17 protein-coding genes and 1 tRNA gene are annotated in these 19,906 nt (G+C 67.0%); 10 read left to right on the top strand and 8 right to left on the bottom strand.

From position 1 onward, the window contains the following. Positions 1-21: 21 nt before the first annotated feature. Positions 22-930 carry a KPN_02809 family neutral zinc metallopeptidase gene (ypfJ, locus tag RIV12_RS09695; RefSeq protein WP_309323469.1) on the bottom strand — a complete coding sequence of 303 codons (909 nt, stop codon included), beginning with the start codon at positions 928-930 and terminating at the stop codon, positions 22-24. Positions 931-1,080: 150 nt separating this feature from the next. On the opposite strand from ypfJ, the gene RIV12_RS09700 reads away from it, so the two are divergent. After that, entirely contained in the window at positions 1,081-2,136 is a 1,056-nt protein-coding gene (locus tag RIV12_RS09700; RefSeq protein ID WP_309323471.1) for a quinone-dependent dihydroorotate dehydrogenase, read from the top strand. A 43-nt stretch (positions 2,137-2,179) separates the two neighbouring features. On the opposite strand, the gene RIV12_RS09705 is transcribed toward RIV12_RS09700, so the two are convergent. Beyond that, positions 2,180-2,788, bottom strand: coding sequence for a DUF3043 domain-containing protein (locus RIV12_RS09705; protein ID WP_309323473.1), 609 nt, complete (start codon positions 2,786-2,788; stop codon positions 2,180-2,182). Between the two features lie 41 nt (positions 2,789-2,829). Here RIV12_RS09705 and RIV12_RS09710 point away from each other — a divergent pair, with 41 nt between their 5' ends. Both RIV12_RS09710 and RIV12_RS09715 read left to right on the top strand, forming a co-directional pair. Then, complete coding sequence (locus RIV12_RS09710; RefSeq protein ID WP_309323475.1) at positions 2,830-4,218, top strand: dipeptidase; 1,389 nt, start codon at positions 2,830-2,832, stop codon at positions 4,216-4,218. A 40-nt stretch (positions 4,219-4,258) separates the two neighbouring features. Then, positions 4,259-5,509 (top strand): glycerate kinase, encoded by a 1,251-nt coding sequence (locus RIV12_RS09715; protein WP_309323477.1) that lies wholly within the window; start codon positions 4,259-4,261, stop codon positions 5,507-5,509. Positions 5,510-5,545: 36 nt separating this feature from the next. On the opposite strand, the gene RIV12_RS09720 is transcribed toward RIV12_RS09715, so the two are convergent. After that, positions 5,546-6,559, bottom strand: a complete 1,014-nt coding sequence (locus RIV12_RS09720) for a LacI family DNA-binding transcriptional regulator (protein WP_309323479.1) — start codon at positions 6,557-6,559, stop codon at positions 5,546-5,548. Between the two features lie 248 nt (positions 6,560-6,807). Then, a complete protein-coding gene (locus RIV12_RS09725; protein ID WP_309323481.1) occupies positions 6,808-8,034 on the bottom strand; it encodes a glycosidase in 1,227 nt (408 codons plus the stop codon). Between the two features lie 189 nt (positions 8,035-8,223). On the opposite strand from RIV12_RS09725, the gene RIV12_RS09730 reads away from it, so the two are divergent. The 6 genes from RIV12_RS09730 to def all read left to right on the top strand — a co-directional run bounded on the left by RIV12_RS09730 (position 8,224) and on the right by def (position 14,393). Beyond that, positions 8,224-9,543: a deoxyguanosinetriphosphate triphosphohydrolase gene (locus tag RIV12_RS09730; RefSeq protein WP_309323483.1), complete on the top strand. Its 1,320-nt coding sequence runs from the start codon at positions 8,224-8,226 to the stop codon at positions 9,541-9,543. Positions 9,544-9,599: 56 nt separating this feature from the next. Further along, positions 9,600-11,615 (top strand): DNA primase, encoded by a 2,016-nt coding sequence (gene dnaG / locus RIV12_RS09735; protein ID WP_309323485.1) that lies wholly within the window; start codon positions 9,600-9,602, stop codon positions 11,613-11,615. Positions 11,616-11,664: 49 nt separating this feature from the next. Further along, complete coding sequence (locus RIV12_RS09740; RefSeq protein ID WP_309323487.1) at positions 11,665-12,231, top strand: hypothetical protein; 567 nt, start codon at positions 11,665-11,667, stop codon at positions 12,229-12,231. A gap of 90 nt (positions 12,232-12,321) precedes the next feature. Further along, a tRNA-Asn gene (locus RIV12_RS09745) sits at positions 12,322-12,393 on the top strand. A gap of 648 nt (positions 12,394-13,041) precedes the next feature. Continuing rightward, a complete protein-coding gene (locus tag RIV12_RS09750) occupies positions 13,042-13,653 on the top strand; it encodes a PASTA domain-containing protein (RefSeq protein WP_309323489.1) in 612 nt (203 codons plus the stop codon). A 248-nt stretch (positions 13,654-13,901) separates the two neighbouring features. Then, positions 13,902-14,393 (top strand): peptide deformylase, encoded by a 492-nt coding sequence (gene def / locus RIV12_RS09755; RefSeq protein ID WP_309323491.1) that lies wholly within the window; start codon positions 13,902-13,904, stop codon positions 14,391-14,393. 100 nt (positions 14,394-14,493) lie between these two features. On the opposite strand, the gene RIV12_RS09760 is transcribed toward def, so the two are convergent. The 4 genes from RIV12_RS09760 to RIV12_RS09775 form a co-directional block, all read right to left on the bottom strand. Further along, positions 14,494-14,994 carry a DUF3145 domain-containing protein gene (locus tag RIV12_RS09760; RefSeq protein ID WP_003783893.1) on the bottom strand — a complete coding sequence of 167 codons (501 nt, stop codon included), beginning with the start codon at positions 14,992-14,994 and terminating at the stop codon, positions 14,494-14,496. A gap of 174 nt (positions 14,995-15,168) precedes the next feature. Then, positions 15,169-16,422 carry a beta-ketoacyl-[acyl-carrier-protein] synthase family protein gene (locus tag RIV12_RS09765; RefSeq protein ID WP_309323493.1) on the bottom strand — a complete coding sequence of 418 codons (1,254 nt, stop codon included), beginning with the start codon at positions 16,420-16,422 and terminating at the stop codon, positions 15,169-15,171. A 7-nt stretch (positions 16,423-16,429) separates the two neighbouring features. Further along, on the bottom strand, positions 16,430-16,681 hold the full coding sequence (locus RIV12_RS09770; RefSeq protein WP_075418784.1) for an acyl carrier protein: 252 nt from the start codon (positions 16,679-16,681) through the stop codon (positions 16,430-16,432). A gap of 261 nt (positions 16,682-16,942) precedes the next feature. After that, the gene (locus RIV12_RS09775) at positions 16,943-18,142 is read right to left on the bottom strand and encodes a PucR family transcriptional regulator (RefSeq protein WP_178388869.1); all 1,200 of its coding nucleotides are present in this window, start codon (positions 18,140-18,142) and stop codon (positions 16,943-16,945) included. A 264-nt stretch (positions 18,143-18,406) separates the two neighbouring features. Between RIV12_RS09775 and aspA the strand changes: the two genes are divergently transcribed. Then, positions 18,407-19,885 carry an aspartate ammonia-lyase gene (gene aspA / locus RIV12_RS09780; protein ID WP_309323497.1) on the top strand — a complete coding sequence of 493 codons (1,479 nt, stop codon included), beginning with the start codon at positions 18,407-18,409 and terminating at the stop codon, positions 19,883-19,885. The last annotated feature ends 21 nt before the right edge of the window (positions 19,886-19,906 follow it).

Below are 19,906 nucleotides of genomic sequence, written 5' to 3' on the forward strand. Positions count from 1 at the left end.
AATGACGTCGCCGCGTTCGTCTCAGAGCTGGGAGGCGTCGACGGCGAAGGTGTTGCAGGCCTGTACCGAGCCGGAGTTCATCCCGGTGGTGAACCAGCGCACGCGCTGCTCGGAGGAACCGTGGGTCCACGTGTCGGAGTCGACGTGCCCCTTGGCCCGCTCCTGGATGTGGTCGTCGCCCACGGCCTCGGCCGCACCCAGCGCGCCTTTGATCTCCTCACTGCTGGGGCGGTTGAGGAAGGGCTTGCCGGTGTCCGGGTCGGGGGTGGAGGAGGCATGGTTGACCCAGATCCCCGCGTAGCAGTCGGCCTGGAGCTCCAGTCGCACCGAGTCGGAGGTCGCGCCGCTGCCCGAGCGGTCGGCCTTGGCCATCTGCCCGGTCAGGTGCTGGATGTGGTGGCCGAACTCATGAGCCACGATGTACTCCTCCGCCAGGGGCGTGTCAGTGGCCCCCAGGGACTTCTCCATCTCGGAGAAGAAGCTCATGTCCAGATAGACCGTCTGGTCCCCTGAGCAGTAGAAGGGCCCCACCGCCGAGGAGGCGTTACCGCAGGCCGAGGAGATCTGGGTGCCGTCCCACAGGACGAACTCGGGCTTGGCGTACTTGAGCCCCGCCTGGGAGGGCAGTTGCTCGGTCCACACCGCGTCGAGGGACTCGGCGGTGGCCACCATGCGGCACTGGGTGTACTTGTTGGCGCTGTCCCCGCTGGTGCACACGGAGGTGTCGATCGATGAGGCTGTCGACGTCGTCGTCCCGGTCTGCTGCTGCGCGCCCAGCATGGAGGTCAGGTCCACCCCTGTGAGCTGGGAGAGGAGGACGACGGCGATGACGGTCAGGATCGAGCCGCCACCGATCATGGCGCCCCGGCCTCCGCCGGAACGGGTCTGGACCCGGTTGGGGTCGAGCTGGATATCGCGGTTGAAGGACACTGGCCACCTCTGAGAACACGCCTGCGATGAGGCTCGGACGAAGCCCACGCTACCGTGACACCGCCACAGGCGCGAAGTGGGAACACCGAGGAGAATAAAGGTGGGATCCTGCGCGGTCCCTGTAAGACCAGGTCGGGGTAGCCTGAGGCCGTGCTCTACGACCTGCTGTACAAGACCGTCCTGACCCGTATCGACCCCGAGCTGATTCACGACGTGTGCCTGGACGCGATCGAGGTCACCGGCAAGGTTCCCCTCGTGAGAGACGTGGTGCGCCAGATGTGGGGGCGCAGACCGGCCTTCCCCGTGCCCTCGGCCAACCAGGGCGGCCCCTTCGCCCGGCCCGTGCCCGGCATCCTGGGACTCGCCGCCGGGATGGACAAGGAGGGGCAGGCCGTTGAGGGCCTGGACATGCTCGGTTTCGGTTTCATCGAGGTCGGCACGTTCACCGCACACCCCCAGGACGGCAACGACAAGCCCCGCATGTGGCGCTACCCGCAGATGCGCGCGGTCCGCAACCGCATGGGCTTCAACAACTCCGGGGCGGATGAGGCCGCCAAGCGCCTACGGGCCCTGCGCCGTACCCCGCGAGGCCGCTCCATCGTCGTCGGCGCGAATATCGGCAAGACCAAGGTGACCCCGCTTGACGAGGCGGTGGAGGACTATCGCTACTCGGCCGCGGCAGTGGCCCGCTGGGTCGACTACCTCGTTGTCAATGTCTCCAGCCCCAACACCCCCGGGCTGCGCAGCCTGCAGAGCGTTGAGACGTTGCGCCCGATCCTCGAGGCGGTGCGCGAGGCCGCCGACCACGCCGCGAGGCGGCACGTCCCGCTCCTGGTCAAGATCGCTCCGGACCTGGCTGACGAGGACATCGACGCCGTTGCGCAGATGGTCCTGGACATGGAGCTCGACGGGGTGGTGGCCACCAACACGACCATCGATCACGACCTGGGGGAGGGCGGTCTGTCCGGTGCGCCTCTTCTGCCCCGCTCCCTGGAGGTTGTGCGCCGCCTGCGCCGCGGGCTGGGGCAGGAGCCCACGATCATCGGTGTTGGCGGGATCTCCTCCATCATGGACGCCGAACTCATGCTCGACGCGGGAGCGGACCTGCTTCAGGCCTACACGGCCTTCATCTACAACGGTCCCGCCTGGCCGGGTCGGATCAACCGGGCCCTGGCCACTGGAGCCGCTGCGCGCGTGACTGGCTGACCCCCAAAGCGACAGGGGCCGCGCCGTAGCGGGCTGGAAAGGATCAGGAGGGGTACTGGCCCCGCTTGACCAGGGTGGCGGGACGGCGCCAGCGCCGCAGCATGAAGCAGCGCGACATGACGTAGAAGAAGATCGTCCCCTCGTCCTTGACCCGCTCCTGGCCGAACTTCTCAGTGAGGCGGCGGCGCAGGCGCGCCCAGCACCAGACGGCGTCGGCGATCGCCAGCAGCAGGTAGCCGTTCATCGCCAGCACCGTGTAGAAGCTGACAAGCGGGTAGTGGGGCAGGATCCGGCTGAACCCGAAGGAGACGATGAGTAGCACGAAGATGAGGGGCATGAAGAACTCGCCCAGGCTGAAGCGCGCGTCGACGTAGTCACGGATGTAGCGCTTGACCGGCCCCTTCTCCCGGGACGGAAGGTACTTCTCGTCTCCGGTGACCATGGCTTCGTTCTGGCGCTTCCAGGCGGCATCGCGGGCCGCTCGTGCCTCTCGCTTGGCGGCCTGACGGTCCTTGGGGACCACAGGGTGCAGGTTCTTGGCCTGCTGGTCCTTGCGCCGGGGCGTGGGGCGCCCCTTACCGACGGGCTTCGGGGAGGGCTCGGCCACGGGCTCCGGCTCAGGGGGCTGGCTGCGCTTCTTGAACAGGCTCACGGTGCACAGACTAACGGCAGCGGCGCGATACCCTGAAAACCATGATCACCGTTGATGCCGTGCGCACTGCCGTGCACACCTCCATGCCCACCATTGTCTCCGACCTGACGGACCTGGTCGCGATCCCCTCGGTCTCCGCCTCCAGCCATGATCAGTCCCAGGTCCAGCGCTCCGCCGAGGCCGTGGCTGCGCTCCTGCGTGACAGCGGCCTGGACGCCGAGATCCTCTCGGTTCCCGCCCCTGACGGTACCCCCGGCAGGCCCGCCGTCCTGGCCCACAAGGAGGGCCCCCAGGGCAGCCCGCACGTCCTGCTCTACTCCCACCACGACGTCCAGCCGGTTGGCGACCCGACCGGCTGGGACCAGGCCGACCCCTTCACCGCCGAGCGGCGCGGTGAGCGGCTGTTCGGACGCGGAACCGCTGACGACAAGGCCGGCGTCATCACTCACGCCCACGCCCTGCGCATCCTGGCGTCCTTGGCCGAGGGCGAGCTGCCCTGCTCCGTGACGGTCTTCATCGAGGGGGAGGAGGAGGTCGGCAGCCCCTCCTTCGAGAACTTCCTGACCACTCACCGCGACCGGCTGGCCTCCGATGTCATCGTCGTGGCCGACTCCTCCAACTGGAAGGTCGACATCCCGTCCCTGACCACCTCGCTGCGCGGCGTCGTCCAGGTCGACGTCCGCCTCGACATGCTCGACCACGCGCTTCACTCCGGTATGTACGGCGGCCCCGTGCTGGACGCGGCCACCGCCATGTGCCGTCTGGTCGCCTCCTGCCACGACGGCGCCGGTGACGTCGCCGTGGCCGGGCTGGTCAGCCAGTCCCAGGCCGACGCTGACTTCCCCGACTACCCGGAGGCCGACTTCCGTGCTGACGCGGGAGTCCTTGACGGCGTCGAGCTCTCCGGCACCGGCGACCTCACCGCCCGGCTGTGGACCAAGCCCTCGCTGACGCTCATCGGCATGGACGTCACGCCCTTGGACCTGGCCGGCAACGTGCTGACCCCCTCGTGCACGGCCCGTCTCTCGTTGCGCATCGCTCCTGGGCAGGACCCGGCCGCGGCCCAGGAGGCCCTGGTCGCCCACCTGGAGGAGCACGTGCCCTTTGGGGGCCGTCTGACCGTCACCGGTCGTGAAGCCGGGCCCGCCTTCGACGGCTCCGAGGTCACCCCGGCCTCCGAGGCCGCCCACTGGGCCCTGTCCACCGCCTGGGACACCGAGGCCGTCAACATCGGACAGGGCGGCTCCATCCCCTTCATCGCCACCCTCAAGGAGACCTTCCCCGACGCCCAGGTGCTCGTCACCGGGATCGAGGACCCCGACACCCGGGCTCACAGCGAGAACGAGTCCATGCACTTGGGCGAGCTCGAGCGCATCGTGGTCGCAGAGGCTCTCCTCCTGGCCCGTCTCGGTGACGCCATGGGCTCATGATGGCCAGTGCTCACCGAGACCACTACCGGGGAATGAGCCAGTGAAGGTCCTCCTTGCGCCAGGTGGGATGTGGCCCGAGCCTGCTGGAGTGCCTCTGGCGGGCTCGGAACACGGTCTTGCCCCGGGGCTCGTCGCCTCCTGCCTGGCACGCGGCTGGCGGTCGGTGCGTCCCCATGACTCCCTGACCCTGATGCCCATGGCGGACGGCGGAGCGGGCTCGGCCCAGGTGATCGCCCCTGAGCGGGTCGCCTCCCGGGAGGTCATTCAGGGGCAGGGGCCGCTCGGACAGATCAGGGAGGTCGACCTGGTACGTCTGGTTCCCAGCCCGTCACGATCTGGGAACCGGCACCGCACTGAGGCACGCACCTGGTTCCTGGATGCCGGACGGCTCCTGGCACTGCCGGCTGATCACGATGAAGCGGCCCAGGAGGCGCTGGAGGGAAGCACCTACGGCCTGGGACGAGTCATCGGCGCGGCCCTGAGCCGTACCGGCCCCTCTGACACGCTCCTGGTCGGGATGTCGCGCTCCGCCGTTCATGATGGGGGCCTCGGAGCAATGGATGCGCTCGGCGGCGTCAGCGCGGCCAAGGATCTGTTGTCGCACCGAAGCCTCGGACTCGTTCTGGCCGACGACATCGCCCTGGGAGGCATGAACGGTGCCGGGGCGGCGCTTGCGAGTGTCACCTCCATCAGCCCTGAGCGGGCCCAGGAGCTGGACCGTCGCGCCTGCGCCTGGGCGATGGAAGGCGTCAGCGAGGCCCAGGAGTTCGATCCCGGTGCCTCCGGAGCACGCAGGTCCCTGCCTGTTGTCAGTGCACTCGACGATGTCGGGCTGTCCGCCTCTAAGCATGCGGCGGGCTCCGCCGGGAGCGTTCGCCTGAGTGTGTCGACCTGGGGAACCGGGGCGGCCGGGGGCAGCGCCCTGGTGCTGCGGGCCCTGGGAGCATGGGCGCGGCCCGGGGCGCGTGTCATGGCGGAGATCATCGGTCTGGGTGATGCCGTCCGCGGTCAGGATCTGGTGGTCGCCGCGTCGGGAGAGCTCTACGATGTCCTGGCCGACGGCGTCGTGGGTGTCGTCGGACAGCAGGCCGCCTCTCAGGCGCTGCCGTGCATCCTGGTGTCCGGGCGCTGCGCCGTGACTCGCGGTGAGCTGGCCGCTGCCGGCGTCACCAACGCCTACGGGCTGCAGAAACCCCACGCCGTCGAGCCCTGGGATGCCGCCGACTCTCAATGGCTGGAGTCACAGCTGGCAGACATGGGCTCCCGGCTGGCTCGGACGTGGTCGCGCTGAACGGAGGGTACGTGCGAGGACACCGCCGCGGGCAGCTCAGTCGATGGGTGCTGCGGCGGTCGAGTCACGCACGATGAGATCGGGGGCGAAGAGCATCTCGGTGTCGGCCGGCCGCTCTCCATTGAGCTGTGCGAGCAGTGTGGAGACGGCCGCACGGCAGATGGCATTCACGGGCTGGCGCACCGTGGTCAACGGTGGGTCGGTCATGGGGATGAGTGGCGAGTCGTCGTAGCCGATGACGGAGACGTCGTGAGGCACTGACCTGCCTGTCTGACGCACTCCGTGGACCACTCCCAGGGCCATGACGTCCGAGGAGCAGACGATGCCGGTGCAGCCCTGCTCCAGCAGGTGAAGTGCCGCGCTGACACCGCCCTCGTATGTGTAGAGCGTCTCCACGATCCGCAGCGGCTCCTCGGGCAGGCCCTCGCTCATGGCGTCCTCATAGCCGGAGCGCTTGCGCTGAGCCGGCACCATGCGCATCGGTCCCATGGCCAGCCCGATGCGCTGGTGACCCAAGGCGATGAGGTGATCCACCGCCATCCGGGTCGCCCTGCGGTCATCGGTAGCGAAGCCCGGGGCCTTGATGGTCGGTGCGTTGCCGTTGACCGTCACCAGTGGCACGCCGCGCTCACGCAGACGCTGGTAGCGGGTGACGTCGCCAGTGGTGTCCGCGTGACGCCCGGAGACGAAGATGATGCCGGCGACACCGCGGTCCACGAGCATCTCGATGTACTCGTCCTCGCTGATACCACCGGGGGTCTGGGTGCACAGCAGGGGAGTGTGCCCGGAGGGGGCCAGGAGCTGCTCGATCTGCTGGGCGAACAGAGGAAAGATCGGATTACTCAGCTCGGGCACGATCAGCCCCATGAGACCGCGGGAGGTCTGGTGCACCGACTCGGGCCGCTCATAGCCCAGGATGTCGAGCGCAGCGAGCACCTGCCGACGGGTCGAGTCCGCCACGTTGGACTTTCCATTGAGTACACGCGAGACAGTCGCGGTGGAGACACCTGCCTGGTCGGCGATGTCAGTGAGAGTGAGTCTCTGTGGCATGAATGAATCCTATGAGGATCGGTGAAGGTCTCGGGGCCGCTTCACGTGAACCGACAGTGGTTCGTCGTCCGGCCCTCTATCTGCAATCATCGCAGATCAGGCGGTGTTTTCGTGAATCATGAACTGACATCCCGACCAGACTCACGGCATCTGGCTCCACCCGCGAACCATTCCCACGGGTCGACCGCGTCGGAAGGGGACGTGGGCGAAGACCCGCCTCCGCTCGATCCTCCGCAGAGGACAGACGACTAAGCGACGGTCGTGGCCTCCAGCCACGTCGTCGTTGTCGGAGGCACGAGTGGGCGCCCCTCCTCCTGACGCAGGGGCTGGGAGGACAGAAGAACCTTGGCCTCAGCCGGCAGAGTGACAGGGGAGTCGGAGGTGTTGACCACGACCAGGACTCCTCGCACCAGGAAGGCGAGGGCCTGGGGCGGACACCACTCCAGGCCGGTGACGAAGGCCAGGGGCGCGCAGGCCAGGTTGTACTCGAGACGCACATGCGCCGCGTGCCGCACGGTCGCGGCCGGAGAGCCGAACTCGGAGGACTGCACCTGCGTGTGCTCAGCCACCATGTCGGCCAGCTCCAGGGGAGCTGTCGGCTTGTCGGAGTCGGACAGGGCGATCTCGTCGCCCTGACGCAGATAGAGCGAGCCGGGAAGAGCCAGCATCATGGCCTGCAGCGCCAGCCCCCGACGCAGCCGTTCCTCGTGGTCAACGGAGTACCAGCGCTGTCCGTCACCCGGATCCAGGTGCTCGGAGAGAATGTGGGGAGGCAGGAAGCGCCAGGTGGGGGGAGCGCCGAATCGGTCGTGCTCATCGAGCGACCGGGTCAGGTGGGACGTGAGCGACTCGGCGTTCCACCGTGTCAGCGTCAGACAGTCGTCGCGCAGGTGGTGCACCCAGTCGTCCTGGAGGTGATGGCGGAGCGACTCCGGGTAGTCGGCGGTCACGTCGGCGCCGATGATGCCCTCATCGACGTACTCGGCCAGCTGGCCGTGCAGCATGGCGCAGTAGGCGCTGAGCCGATCCAACCGGATCTCGTTGGCGATCTGAGGGGGCACGATGGTGCCCAGGTCGATCCCGGCCGCACCGGCCTGCAGGTAGGCCTCCGAGCGGCGTAGCAGGTCGTCGGCGGTTCCTTCGAGGCCGGTGACGAAGCCGGTGGTCTGCTTGGCGTAGGGGCCCGTGATCGGACCGAGCGCGCCGGAGATGCGCACGATGGTGCGCAGCCCCAGCTGACCGGCCTTGTCGATGAACCGGCGGATCGAGTCCATCTCGGTGTCGACGTCGAGCAGGCTCGGACGGATGAGCACCGCATCCATGCCCAGGTAGAGGGCGTGCTCAATGATGGGGGCGGTGCGTTCCAGGTCGGCCGCTCCCAGGGCCGGCGAGGGGATCTCGTAGACCAGCGCGTGGCGCCACCACTCTTCCGGACCGTCGTAGGGCCGGTGAACGAGGGTCGTGGTGGTGGTCACGGCAAGTGTCTCCCTTCCGCCGGGCGCGTGCCCAGGGGCTTGACGCCCAAGAGGTGATTCATCGATATGAGGAGGGTGCGTGGTGACCACATGTTGGAGGGATCGGGTACCGGCGCTCCCCAGTGACGGTGTTGGAGGTGTCGGAATGGTGACGACCATGGTAACCCGCTTCTGCGCTACCTTGTGACTATGTCAGCGCAGAAATCTGGATCCGAGCCTGTGCGTATCGACGGGCACGACGCCCTTGGCCTGTCCGGGTACCAGGTGCAGGACGTGGAGCGCTTTGTTCACGAGCAGGCGAAGAATCCCCAACGCACCCCTTTTGAACGCGACCGGGCCCGAGTCCTGCACTCCTCGGCGTTGCGGCGCCTGGGGGCCAAGACCCAGGTTCTGGGGCCCGCGGCCGACGATTTCGTGCGTACTCGGCTCACCCACTCCCTGGAAGTGGCCCAGGTGGGGCGCGCCCTGGGGCAGGCGCTGGGATGCGACCCCGATGTCGTCGATACCGCCTGTCTGTCCCACGACCTGGGCCATCCTCCGTACGGGCATAACGGCGAGAAGGCACTCGACGTCGTGGCCCGCCAGATCGGAGGCTTCGAGGGCAATGCCCAGACCTTCCGGATCCTCACCAGGCTGGAGCCCAAGACCCTTGATGAGACCGGGCGACCGGTCGGCGTTAATCTCACGCGGGCCAGCCTCGACGCCGTCGCGAAGTACCCCTGGCTCAAGGGCAGGGGACCGGGCGGCCCGAGCGGACGCAGCCTGCGCAAGTACTCCGCCTATGACGACGACGCTGGGATCTTCACCTGGATGCGTCAGAGAGCTCCGGAGGGCCGACGCTGCATCGAGGCGCAGATCATGGACCTGTCCGACGACGTCGGCTACTCCGTCCATGATGTCGAGGACGCCATCGCCCTGGGACGCATGGACCCGGCCTGCCTGACCGACCCGCATGAGGTCGATGAGCTGCTCGAGGCCACGAGGGCCTGGTACGGAACCGACCTGAGTGCCGACGCTCTCGGGGCGGCTTTCGAGAGACTGTCCGGCCAGCCGTACTGGATCCGCTCCTACAACGGCTCAGTGGCCGACGCAGCACACCTGAAGAACCTCACCAGTGAGATCATCGGGCGCTTCGTCTCAGCGGTCGCCACCGCCACACGTCAGACCTACGGCAACGGGCCCCTGACCCGCTACGAGGCCGAGCTCGTCATCCCCGAGGAGACGACTGCGGAGATCCTCCTCCTCAAGGGCATCGCCGTGCGCTACGTCATGGAGCCCCGGGAGCATGAACCGGTCTACCTGCGTCAGCGCACCCTCATCTTCGACCTCGCCGATGCCCTCATGACCGGCGGTGGGAAGGGCATCGACCCGATTCTGTTCGACGTCTGGAACCGGGCCGAGAACGATGATGAGCGCCTGCGGGTGGTCGTCGACCAGATCGCCTCCTTGACGGATACCTCCGCGCGGGCCTGGCATGCCCGGCTGTGCGGCATGTTCTCCGAGGTCTAGCCGGCGCTCAGCAAACCCTGGCGCAGGATGTCGGAGCCCTCGCCTACGATGGCCCTGTGGCGGGACTGATCAGGCGTGAGGACATCGAGGCGGTGCGTGAGCGCGCCAGGCTTGAGGACGTCGTCGGTGAGCACGTGACCCTCAAGAGCGCCGGAGTCGGCTCGCTCAAGGGGCTGTGCCCCTTCCACGACGAACGCACCCCCTCCTTCCACGTGCGTCCCCAGCTCGGCTACTGGCACTGCTTCGGCTGCGGCGAGGGCGGTGATGTCATCACCTTCATCGAGAAGATCAACCACCTCGGTTTCGCCGAGGCGGTCGAGTACCTCGCCGACCGCACCGGGGTCCAGCTGCGCTACGAGGAGGGCGGCGCGGTGCGGCGCGGGGTGGAGCCGGGTACCCGTCAGCGCCTCATGGACGCCAACCGTCTGGCCGAGGCCTGGTTCCGCGAGCAGCTCGCCACCCCGGAGGCCCAACCGGGGCGGGACTTCCTCACGTCCCGGGGCTTCGACCGCCATGCCGCCGCGCACTTCGGCGTCGGCTACGCGCCGGCAGGATGGGACAACCTCGCCCGATACCTGCGCAGCGCCGGCTACACCGAGGCCGAGCTGGTCGACTCCGGCCTGTGCAGCCGAGGCGGGCAGGACGGGCGCCGCGTCTACGACCGGTTCCGAGGCCGCCTCATCTGGCCCATCCGGGACGTCACCGGAGCCACCGTCGGCTTCGGGGCGCGCAAGCTCTCCGAGGAGGACCAGGGCCCCAAGTACCTCAACACCCCGGAGACCCCCGTCTTCCACAAGAGCCAGGTCCTCTACGGGCTGGACCTGGCCAAGCGGGAGGTCGCCCGCTCCCACCGGATCGTCGTCGTCGAGGGCTACACCGACGTCATGGCCGCCCACCTGTCCGGGGTGACGACGGCCGTGGCCACGTGCGGGACCGCCTTCGGTGCGGACCACGTGCGGGTGGTGCGCCGTCTCCTGGGGGATGTCGACGATCCCGCCGCGGGCGTCGTCACCGGTCAGGGGCGTGAGGCCCGAGGCGGTGAGGTCATCTTCACCTTTGACGGAGACGCAGCCGGACAGAAGGCCGCGCTGCGCGCCTACGCCGAGGACCAGCGCTTCGCCACCCAGACCTTCGTGGCCGTTGACCCCGGAGGCCTGGACCCCTGCGACCTGCGCATGAAGGAAGGAGATTCGGGCATCCCGCGCCTGCTGTCCCGGCGGGTGCCGCTGTTCGAGTTCGTCATCCGCACCTCCCTGTCCCACCTGGACCTGGACACCTCCGAAGGGCGGGTCCGGGGGCTGCGCTCGGCGGCACCGGTGGTGGCCGGCATCCGGGACCGGGCGCTCAAGCGCGAGTACACCCGACGGCTCGCCGGATGGCTGGGTCTGCCCGATGCCGAGGTCCATGCTGCGGTGCAGGCCGCCGGGAGACGAGGGGGGCAGCCCACTGCGGCACGGGGCGGCCAGTGGCCCGCCGATGAGACCGCCGGCCCCGATGCCGCCGTCCCCGTGCGGGGGCTGCCGCCGGTGACCGATCCCGTCGAGCAGCTCGAGCGCGAGGCCCTGGCGGTCATCATCCAGTTCCCGGTGGCGGCCCACCAAGCCGGTGCTGACGACCTGGGGGCCGACTCCTTCGGCCAGCTCACCCACCGGGCCGTTTACGAGGCCGTCGCCGCCGCCGGAGGCACTGCGGAGGTTCCGGGGTTGGTCCAGCAGGCGGTGGCCGCAGGCATGGGGGAGCAGGAGGCGCAGCGCCGCGCCACGCTGCGTTGGCTCCAGCAGGTTCGTGACGGCGCCATCGGCCTGGTCGAGGCCGCCATCACCGAGCTCGCCGTGGCACCCCTGCCACTTCCCACGATCCGGGGGCGCGGCACCGAGGTGGACACCTCCGGACTGGAGCGCTATGCCAAGGGTGTGCTCGGTTCCCTCGCCGTCATGGGCATCAACCGCCGGCTTGTCGAGATGCGCTCACGCCACCGGCGGATGTCGCCGCAGGAGGAGGGCTACCGCGAGTTGTTCTCCCAGATCGCCGCCCTCGAGCAGCGCCGCATGCAGATCAGGCAGGGAAGCTGAGGCCGGCCGGTGGCCCAGCAGGTGAGTAGGTGCGGGTAGCCTGACGGTCATGCCGATCCTGCGACGTCGTCAAGGCTCATCCACCCGCTCCACCGCCGCACTTCCGCTGGAGATGCGTGAGCAGCTGCGCGAGCCCGCCCTGGGAGCCGTTCCTCTGGAGGCGGATGGCTCGGCGTGGGCGGTGGCCACGGCGGGCTCCCTCGTGGTCTTCAACGGGCGCAGCAGGCCCACGATCCACGCCTGGGACGAGGTGGAGCAGGGGAGCTGGGACGGGCAGGAGCGTGTCTTCACCCTGCGGTGGTTGCAGCAGGATCGCAAGGACCTCGTTCTGAAGGTTCCGGCAGGAGTCCGCAACGGCGATGCCTACGCCTCCGCAGACGTGGCCCCCTTCGCCAAGGCCCTGCGCCAGCGGGTGGAGGCCGCCATCGTCCACAGCGCAGTGACAACGCTTCCCAGCGGCGCCACTGCCACGGCAAGTGTGCGCCGCGGCGGGGACGGTGAGCTGTACTCCGTCACCCGGCCGCTGATCTCACAGATCATCGAGGTGGAGGATCGCCAGGCGCTTCAGGAGCTGGAAAACCGAGTCCGAGAGGGTGTGGGCCTGCCCACACGGTAGGATGTCCTTGGAATGGCGGCGTTTTCTATGATTCGCCGGATTCGACGTCGCCGCGGGATGTTGCTAAAGTTCACTGCGCGTCACACGCATTCCTGCGTAGCTCAATGGCAGAGCATCCGACTGTTAATCGGACGGTTGCTGGTTCGAGTCCAGCCGCAGGAGCCCATCGCTCGGAGCCCCAGCCCCACCGGCTGGGGCTCCGAGGCGTTCTGGGAGTGGTCTGCGTCAACCCAGCGCTTCGGGCAACGTGACGGCTTACAGGACAGGTAGGGGCGGACTGGATGCGGTGCCCCTCACCTGCTCTGCTGAGAACGTCACTGCTGATGTTGTTGAGCGTTGCAACGTCAACGATTAAGACGTCTGCGGTCGTCCTGTGGCTGGTACGACAACCGGAGAAGCGGTTCCTTCGACGATCAGCTTGAGCTCGTTTGGGAATCTGCGACCCCAGGCGTCAACTGCTGTTCCTCGGACGGAGCTCTTGGGGACGATTTCTGCGGGAAGAACTAATGGTTGACGAATATAGCTTTCAGTCTCTGCCACTGCGGTCACGGTGATGGGGTGTCCGTTGTGTTGCGCAGTGCGAAGTTGTTATGAGATGGCCACTCCACAGTGAGTTGTGGTGGCTTGAGGGTGGATGCGATGGTTTCTACTGCCTCAGCTGACCGCGACGCAGATTCTGCATGATTCTGTGCGGTGTTCATCGCCCGTTCTGCCCGCTGTGCGGCATCTCTACTTTGCAAAACGAGATCTTCCAGCGCCTTTGTTCGTCGTTCTGCCGACTCAAGAGCCTTTGCTGCTTGTTCTTCTGTCTTGGCGGCGCTCTTCCTGGAGCCGAGCCATCCGATGAACGAGCCGATCCCGCAGAGTACTGCGACAACGGCGGCTCAGGCGGCTAGCACTACTTCGGCCTCGCTCACGATGCCAGATCTGGCCGGCATGACTGGTGACAAGGTTGCTGAGGTGTTAAAGGCGGCTGGAATCACGCCCATCCCATCATTCAAGGACGAGGCCGGTGAGGAGACGGTCATCAAGTGGTCCAACTGGTCAGTGACTGGGCAGACACCGTCAGCCGGTGCGAGCATTGCCGCCAATGCGGCTGTGACGCTCACCGTTCACCACGACAGTGCTGACGCTGCCGCGTCCGCTGCGGCCACCAAGCCCCAGACCACGCAGGGGCTGGACGGGGTGTCAGCCGCCCAAGTGTGTGGCAACGAGTGGGAGTCTTCCCTTCAGAAGCAGTTTCCTTCAGCCAAGGTCAAGGCTCACTGGATCGCGGACGTGTACGCCCAGGAGTACAAGCTTGCTGAAGACTCCTGGTACATCAAGATGCGGGTCTCCGTAGACAAAGCGGACTTCAACGCCGAATGCACCGCTTCCGGCTCCGAGGAGTCGCCGGTGGTTCAGCTCGGCCCCATCTACTGAGCTCATGGCCCTGGGGGGCCTCCCGCCACCAGGTGTGAGGCTCCCCGTTTTGTTATGCATGCCTGCTCATGCAGGCAACAATCTGCATGCTCAGTACTGAGGATGGCCGGGCAGTAGGTAGGGAGCCGACCAGTGCTGTCTCTGGGGAGACTGCATCGGCGAACACGTTCTAGTTATGCGTAGCACGTGCTTTGCTCCACTACGGGCCGGACATGACCTCGTCGCTTCGGTCATGGGAGGATGCCGCCATGGCATACCGCGACATCCGCATCATTGGCGACCCGGTCCTGCGCACCGAGTGCGACTGGATCACTGACATCGACGACTCCGTCAAGGCCCTGGTTGAGGACCTGCTCGAGACGGTCGACGAGGACGGCCGGGCCGGATTGGCCGCCAATCAGATCGGGATCAGTCTGCGTGCCTTCTCCTGGAACATCGACGGCGAGATCGGCTACATCCTCAACCCCAAGATCGTCGAGGTCTCCAAGGACGAGTATCAGGACGGTGATGAGGGCTGCCTGTCGGTACCGGGCCTGTGGTTCCCCACGGAGCGGGCCTGGTACGCCCGCGCCGAGGGCGTGGACCTGGACGGTAAGGAGGTCGTCGTCGAGGGGGAGGAGCTCATGGCCCGCTGCATCCAGCACGAGTGCGACCACCTGGAGGGCCATCTCTACCTCGATCGCCTCGACCGGAAGAACCGGGCCAAGGCGATGAAGGAGCTGCGAGCGCAGGGACTGTGACGCCCCCAGGATGTAGACCGGGTGGGGCAGCAGGTCGCAAAACCTGTTGCCCCACCCGGTTTTCAGGAGGCGATGTCGGTGAGCTCTGCTCGGCGTCCTCCTAGCCGACGCGATGCAGCCAACGCACGGGCGCACCGGCTCCGGCGTAGCGGAAGGGCTCGAGCTCATCGTCCCAGGCCTGCCCCAGAGCCAGGTCGAGCTCGCGGCGCATCCTCTCGGGATCAGCCGCGTAGACGAGCGCGGCACGGATCCGGTCCTCAGGAACGACGACGTTGCCGTGGACATCCGTCTGGGCGTGGAAGATGCCCAGATCAGGGGTATGGGACCAGCGGCCGCCGTCGGTGCCGACGCTCGCCTCCTCAGTCACCTCGTAGCGCAGGTTCGCCCAGCCGCGCAGGGCTGACGCAAGACTGGCGCCTGTCCCAGCCGGCCCCACCCAGCTGGTCTCGGCCCGCATCATGCCCCGAGCTGCAGGCTGCTCGGTCCAGTCCAGGTGGACACGCGAACCGAGCACCTCGGCCGCGGCCCACTCGATGTGGGGGCAGAGCGCCCGAGGTGCTGAATGCACGAAAAGTACACCGCGGGTGTAGGCACCGATCATGAGTATCGCCTCCTGGTTGGTTTCGAGATTCGCCTTCCCCAACGGTCTCGACCCGCAACCGGGCTCATGTCATGACGTACGCGGCATGCACGGCTATTGTGCCTGACCAGATCGACCGGGTCCAGCGTGGTGGGTCACAGGCGATGCCTCGAGGCGCCATTCACCCGAGGACGACTACTGGCGAGTGAAGACCAGCGCGACGTTGTGCCCCCCGAAGCCGAAGGAGGTACTGGCCGCCGCCGTCATCCGGGGCACGTCCCGGCCCTGCGGCCCAACGACGTCCAGCCCGAGTCGGACCAGCTCCGGGTCCACTCCGGCGGGAAGCAGCGTGGGCGGGGCCCAACGCTCCTGCAGCGCCATCACGGTCAGGACCGCCTCCAGCCCCCCGGCCCCACCCAGGAGGTGACCGGTGGCGGACTTCGTGGCACTGACGGCCGCACCCGGCACCGTCCTGGCCAGGACACCGGCCTCGACGACGTCGCCGGCAGGTGTCGAGGTGGCGTGGGCGTTGATGTGCCCGACGGCGCTGGGGGCAAGACTCGCACGCTCCAGAGCCAGCCGCAGGGCTCGTTCCTGCTCCGCGCCCGATGGCTCGGGGCGTGCGACGTCGTAGGCGTCGGCAGTGACCGCGGAACCCGCCAGCACAGCCATGACTCGCGCTCCACGGGCCACGGCGTGCGCGGCGCGCTCCAGGACGAGGATTCCGGCGCCCTCACCCAGGACGAAGCCGTCACGGTCCGGGGCGAAGGGGCGTGAGGCGGCCTGCGGGTCGGCGTTGCGCGTCGACAGGGCCCTCATGGCGCCGAAGGCGGCTACGGTCATCGGATGGAGGGCTGCATCCGTGCCCCCGGCCACGACGACGTCGGCCCGCCCCAGAGCGATGAGGTCCGCACCGTAGGCGATGGCCTCAGCCCCCGAGGCGCAGGCTGAGACCGGAGCGTGGATACCGCCGTGCGCCCCCAGCTCGATCCCGACAGCAGCCGCCGGCGCATTGGGCATGAGCGCGGGGACCGCCGTTGGCAGAACACGCCGGGGCCCCTTGTCCCTCAGGGTGTCCCACGCCTCCATGACCGACAGGACCGGCCCCATTCCCGGCGACACGGACACTGCCAAACGCTGTGAGGTGATCTGTGGGGCTCCCGCCTGCTCCCAGGCCTGGCGGGCGGCCAGCAGCGCACACTGGCTGGCGCGGTCAAGACGGCGCATCTGGCGGGGCGGGAGCACCTCGGCGGGATCGACCGCCAGGGGAGCGCCGATCCGCACAGGCAGATCATGGCGCTCAACCCACTCATGCTCCAGGGTACGAACCGCGCAGGTGCCCTTGTGCAGGGCGCTCCAGGTGGACTCAACGTCAGCGCCCAGAGGGTTGACGGTCCCCAGGCCGGTGACGACGACGTCGTCAGGGCGGCAGGCGGCTTCCGGGCTCATGAGGTCGTCAGGCCTTCTTGGACGTCACCAGGTCAACCAGCGCTCCGACGGTGGGCAGAGTCGGGATGAGGGAGTCGTCAAGAGCCACACCGAAGCGCTCCTCGACCTGGGTGGCGATGGTCAGCAGACCCAGGGAGTCGACGTCGAGGTCCTGGGCGAAGGTGGTGTCCCGGGTGATGTCCTTGGCGGCGACGCCGGACTCCTCGCTGACGATCTCGGTGATGACGGACAGGACGTCGTCGTTGCTCTGCTCAGCCATGGTGGCTCCTTCTGACGCCGCGACGGAGCATCCGGATCCGTGCGGCGCTGTGGCTCGATGATGGTTGTGGTTCTCCGGCGGTGGCGCCGCAGGTTGGACCATTGTCCCAGATGAGAAGGGGTGCTCCGGCATCGGAGCGCTACCGGGGATCGGGTCGTGACCGACGTGTGGTCATAGCGCCACGACCGGACCAGTCCGAAGGGGACGGACGGTCCGGTCGTCTAGGAGGGGTACGTGGATGCTCACCACGTCCGTGGTGCGTCAGGCCTCTCGGCTGACAGCCAGTCGGCCCACGATGATCGCCATGTGCAGCATGAGGCCGTCACGGGCGTTCGTAGCGTCCCAGCCGACCTGTTCACTGACCCGGCCCAGGCGGTAGCGCACTGTGTTGGCGTGCACGAACAGGTTCCGCGCGGTGGCTTCCAGGCTCCCGCCCAGGGCCAGGTAGGTGGCCACAGTGCTCTCGAAGGGGTCGCCCATCTCGTGGAGGGGCGCGTGTACCAGATTGAGGATCTGTTCGCCGGCGAGCTCATCTCCGGCCAGGAGCCGCTCGGGGAGGAGGTCATCGGCATGAACCGGGTTGGGGGCCTCGGCCCACCCGGGCAGGGCTCGCAGCCCCGCCAGGGCTGAGCGCAGTGAGCGGCCCGCGTGCGAGATTCCCGAGACCACGGGGCCGACGACGGCTGACCCTCCCAGGCCACCGGCCACCTGCATGGCCGCCTGGTCCACCAGCTGCTCAGCAGTGGCGTCCCGGGAGGCGCGCTTGGACGTCGGACTGTGAGCGGCCGGGCTGTCGCCCAGGACGATGAGGACGGAGTCTCCTCGAACTGATACCAGGCAGTCACTGGCCAGGTTGCGGCACTCGTGGCGCAACCTGGAGACGCCGAGCGCATCCAGCGTGGTCTTGGCGGCGATGGCCACGACCGGTCCGGTTCCGTTCCAGCCGGCAGTCCCGGCTCGGGTCGCGGCGTCCTCAGGGGCGTCGTGGAGCATCGCGTCGACCGCTACGGACTCCAACCGGGCGTCCCAGGCGCCTCGGGCCTCAGCTGCTCGGGCGTACACCTCAGCCGCGGCAAAGCCAACGTCGCGCCCGAAGGTCAGGACGAGGATGCGGACGGTGTCATGGTCCTCCTCCGGCACGGCGCGAGGAGCCTCGTCAACAACCACGTCAAGGACCGTGCGCACCAGAGCCAGGGTCTGCTCCAGCGTGATAACGCCGGTCAGGGCGGCAGGGGCCACAGAGAAGATCTGGGAGGGGGCCAATGGGGTCGAAGGGTTCTCCGCCGAGTCGACGAACATGGTGACACCCAGGCGGGCCACCGCTGCGATCTGGTCGCGCGATCCTTCCGGCAGGGTTCGGTAGAAATCATGGGCCGAACTGATGCGGTCCAGTGAGTGTTCAATAATTGTGTCCTGCGCCTGTCGCAGTGCAGACACTCCCGGAGCGCTCAACTCATCCATGCTGTGGATGCTACCGACTGGAATATCGTGAGAACAGTAGGTTCGCGATTGGCGCGGCGTGTGATCCGACACGAGTTTGTGTTGAAAATACGGGGATAACTGAGGATGGTGTGTCGCACGGACGGAGTGGATTGCACAGGTTACAATAGCGTAACCATTGTGGAAGCCATAGTATGTGAATCTGCAATGACCTGAGCGTGTGCGCCGTATGTCAGCATAGATGTGCACGAGCAGGCACCTAGCTAGACAACTCGGAGGCTCAAGATGACGAAGGCAACCCGCACAGAGGAGGATCTTCTTGGCGCACGGGAGGTTCCATTGGAAGCCTATTGGGGAATCCATACGCTCCGTGCGATGGAGAACTTCCAGATCTCTGGATCGGTGGTCGGTGATGAAGAGGCCTTTGTTCGTGGCATGGTGCAGGTGAAGAAGGCCTCGGCGTTAGCGAATAGTGATCTGGGGGCTCTTGACCCGGAGGTTGCTGGTGCGATTGTGTGGGCATGCGACCAGGTGCTGGTTGCTGAACGCTGCCTTGATCAGTTCCCGGTCGACCAGTTCCAGGGAGGCGCCGGGACCAGTGTCAACATGAACACCAATGAGGTGATCGCCAACCTCGCGCTGGAGTTCATGGGATATGCCAAGGGGCGTTATGACATCGTCAACCCCAACGATCATGTCAACAAGTCTCAGTCGACGAACGATGCCTACCCGACTGGATTTCGTTTGGGGCTGTTCACTCTTGTCGGCTCGCTCATCGAGGAGCTCGAGCGACTCATCGCGTCCATGCGCGCCAAAGGAGTGGAGTTCGTCAATGTTCTGAAGATGGGGCGTACTCAGCTTCAGGACGCTGTTCCTATGAGCCTGGGGCAGGAGTTCGAGGCCTTCGCCGTCCTGCTGGAGGAAGAGGTCAGCCGGCTTCACAACAACGCCGCTCTGCTTCTGGAGGTGAACCTCGGTGCCACGGCGATCGGCACCGGGCTCAACACCCCGCCGGACTATCAGAGCACTGTCGTCAGGCATCTGCGGGAGATCACCGGTCTGGATGTTCGAGGGGCGCATGACCTGCTGGAGGCCACGAGTGACACAGGTGCCTACGTCTCGATGCACGCGGCGATCAAGCGCTTGGCGGTAAAGCTGTCCAAGATCTGCAACGACCTGCGACTGCTGTCCTCCGGGCCCCGTGCGGGGCTGGGGGAGATCAGGCTGCCTGAGCGTCAGGCCGGTTCCTCCATCATGCCGGCCAAGGTCAATCCGGTGATCCCGGAGGTGGTGAACCAGGTCTGTTTCAAGGTTATTGGAAATGACGTCGCGCTGACCTTCGCCGCTGAGGCCGGACAGCTCCAGCTCAACGTCATGGAACCGGTGATCGCCCAGGCCATCTTTGAGTCCATCAATCTTCTCACCCGTGGGATGTCGACCCTGCGGGAGCTGTGCATCGTGGGGATCGAGGCCAATGAGGAGGTGTGCCGTCGCAATGTGCTGGACTCGATCGGAATCGTTACCTACCTCAACCCGGTAATCGGCCATCACAATGGCGACATGGTGGGGCGAGAGTGTGCCCGTTCAGGACGCAGCGTGCGAGAGGTGGTTCTGGAGATGGGGCTGCTCGAAGAATCTGTTCTTGATGAGATTCTCAGCCCGGAGAACCTTCTGCGTCCCCATTTCCGTGACTTGAACGTCTACTCGGGATCCGATCCCTCAACTCCGCCGGTTGTGACGACAGTGCCTGACTCGGAGGAATAAGGCGATGGGGCCTTCCGGGTG

It is taken from the genome of Actinomyces stomatis (assembly GCF_031292835.1).
Lineage (GTDB): Bacteria > Actinomycetota > Actinomycetes > Actinomycetales > Actinomycetaceae > Actinomyces > Actinomyces stomatis.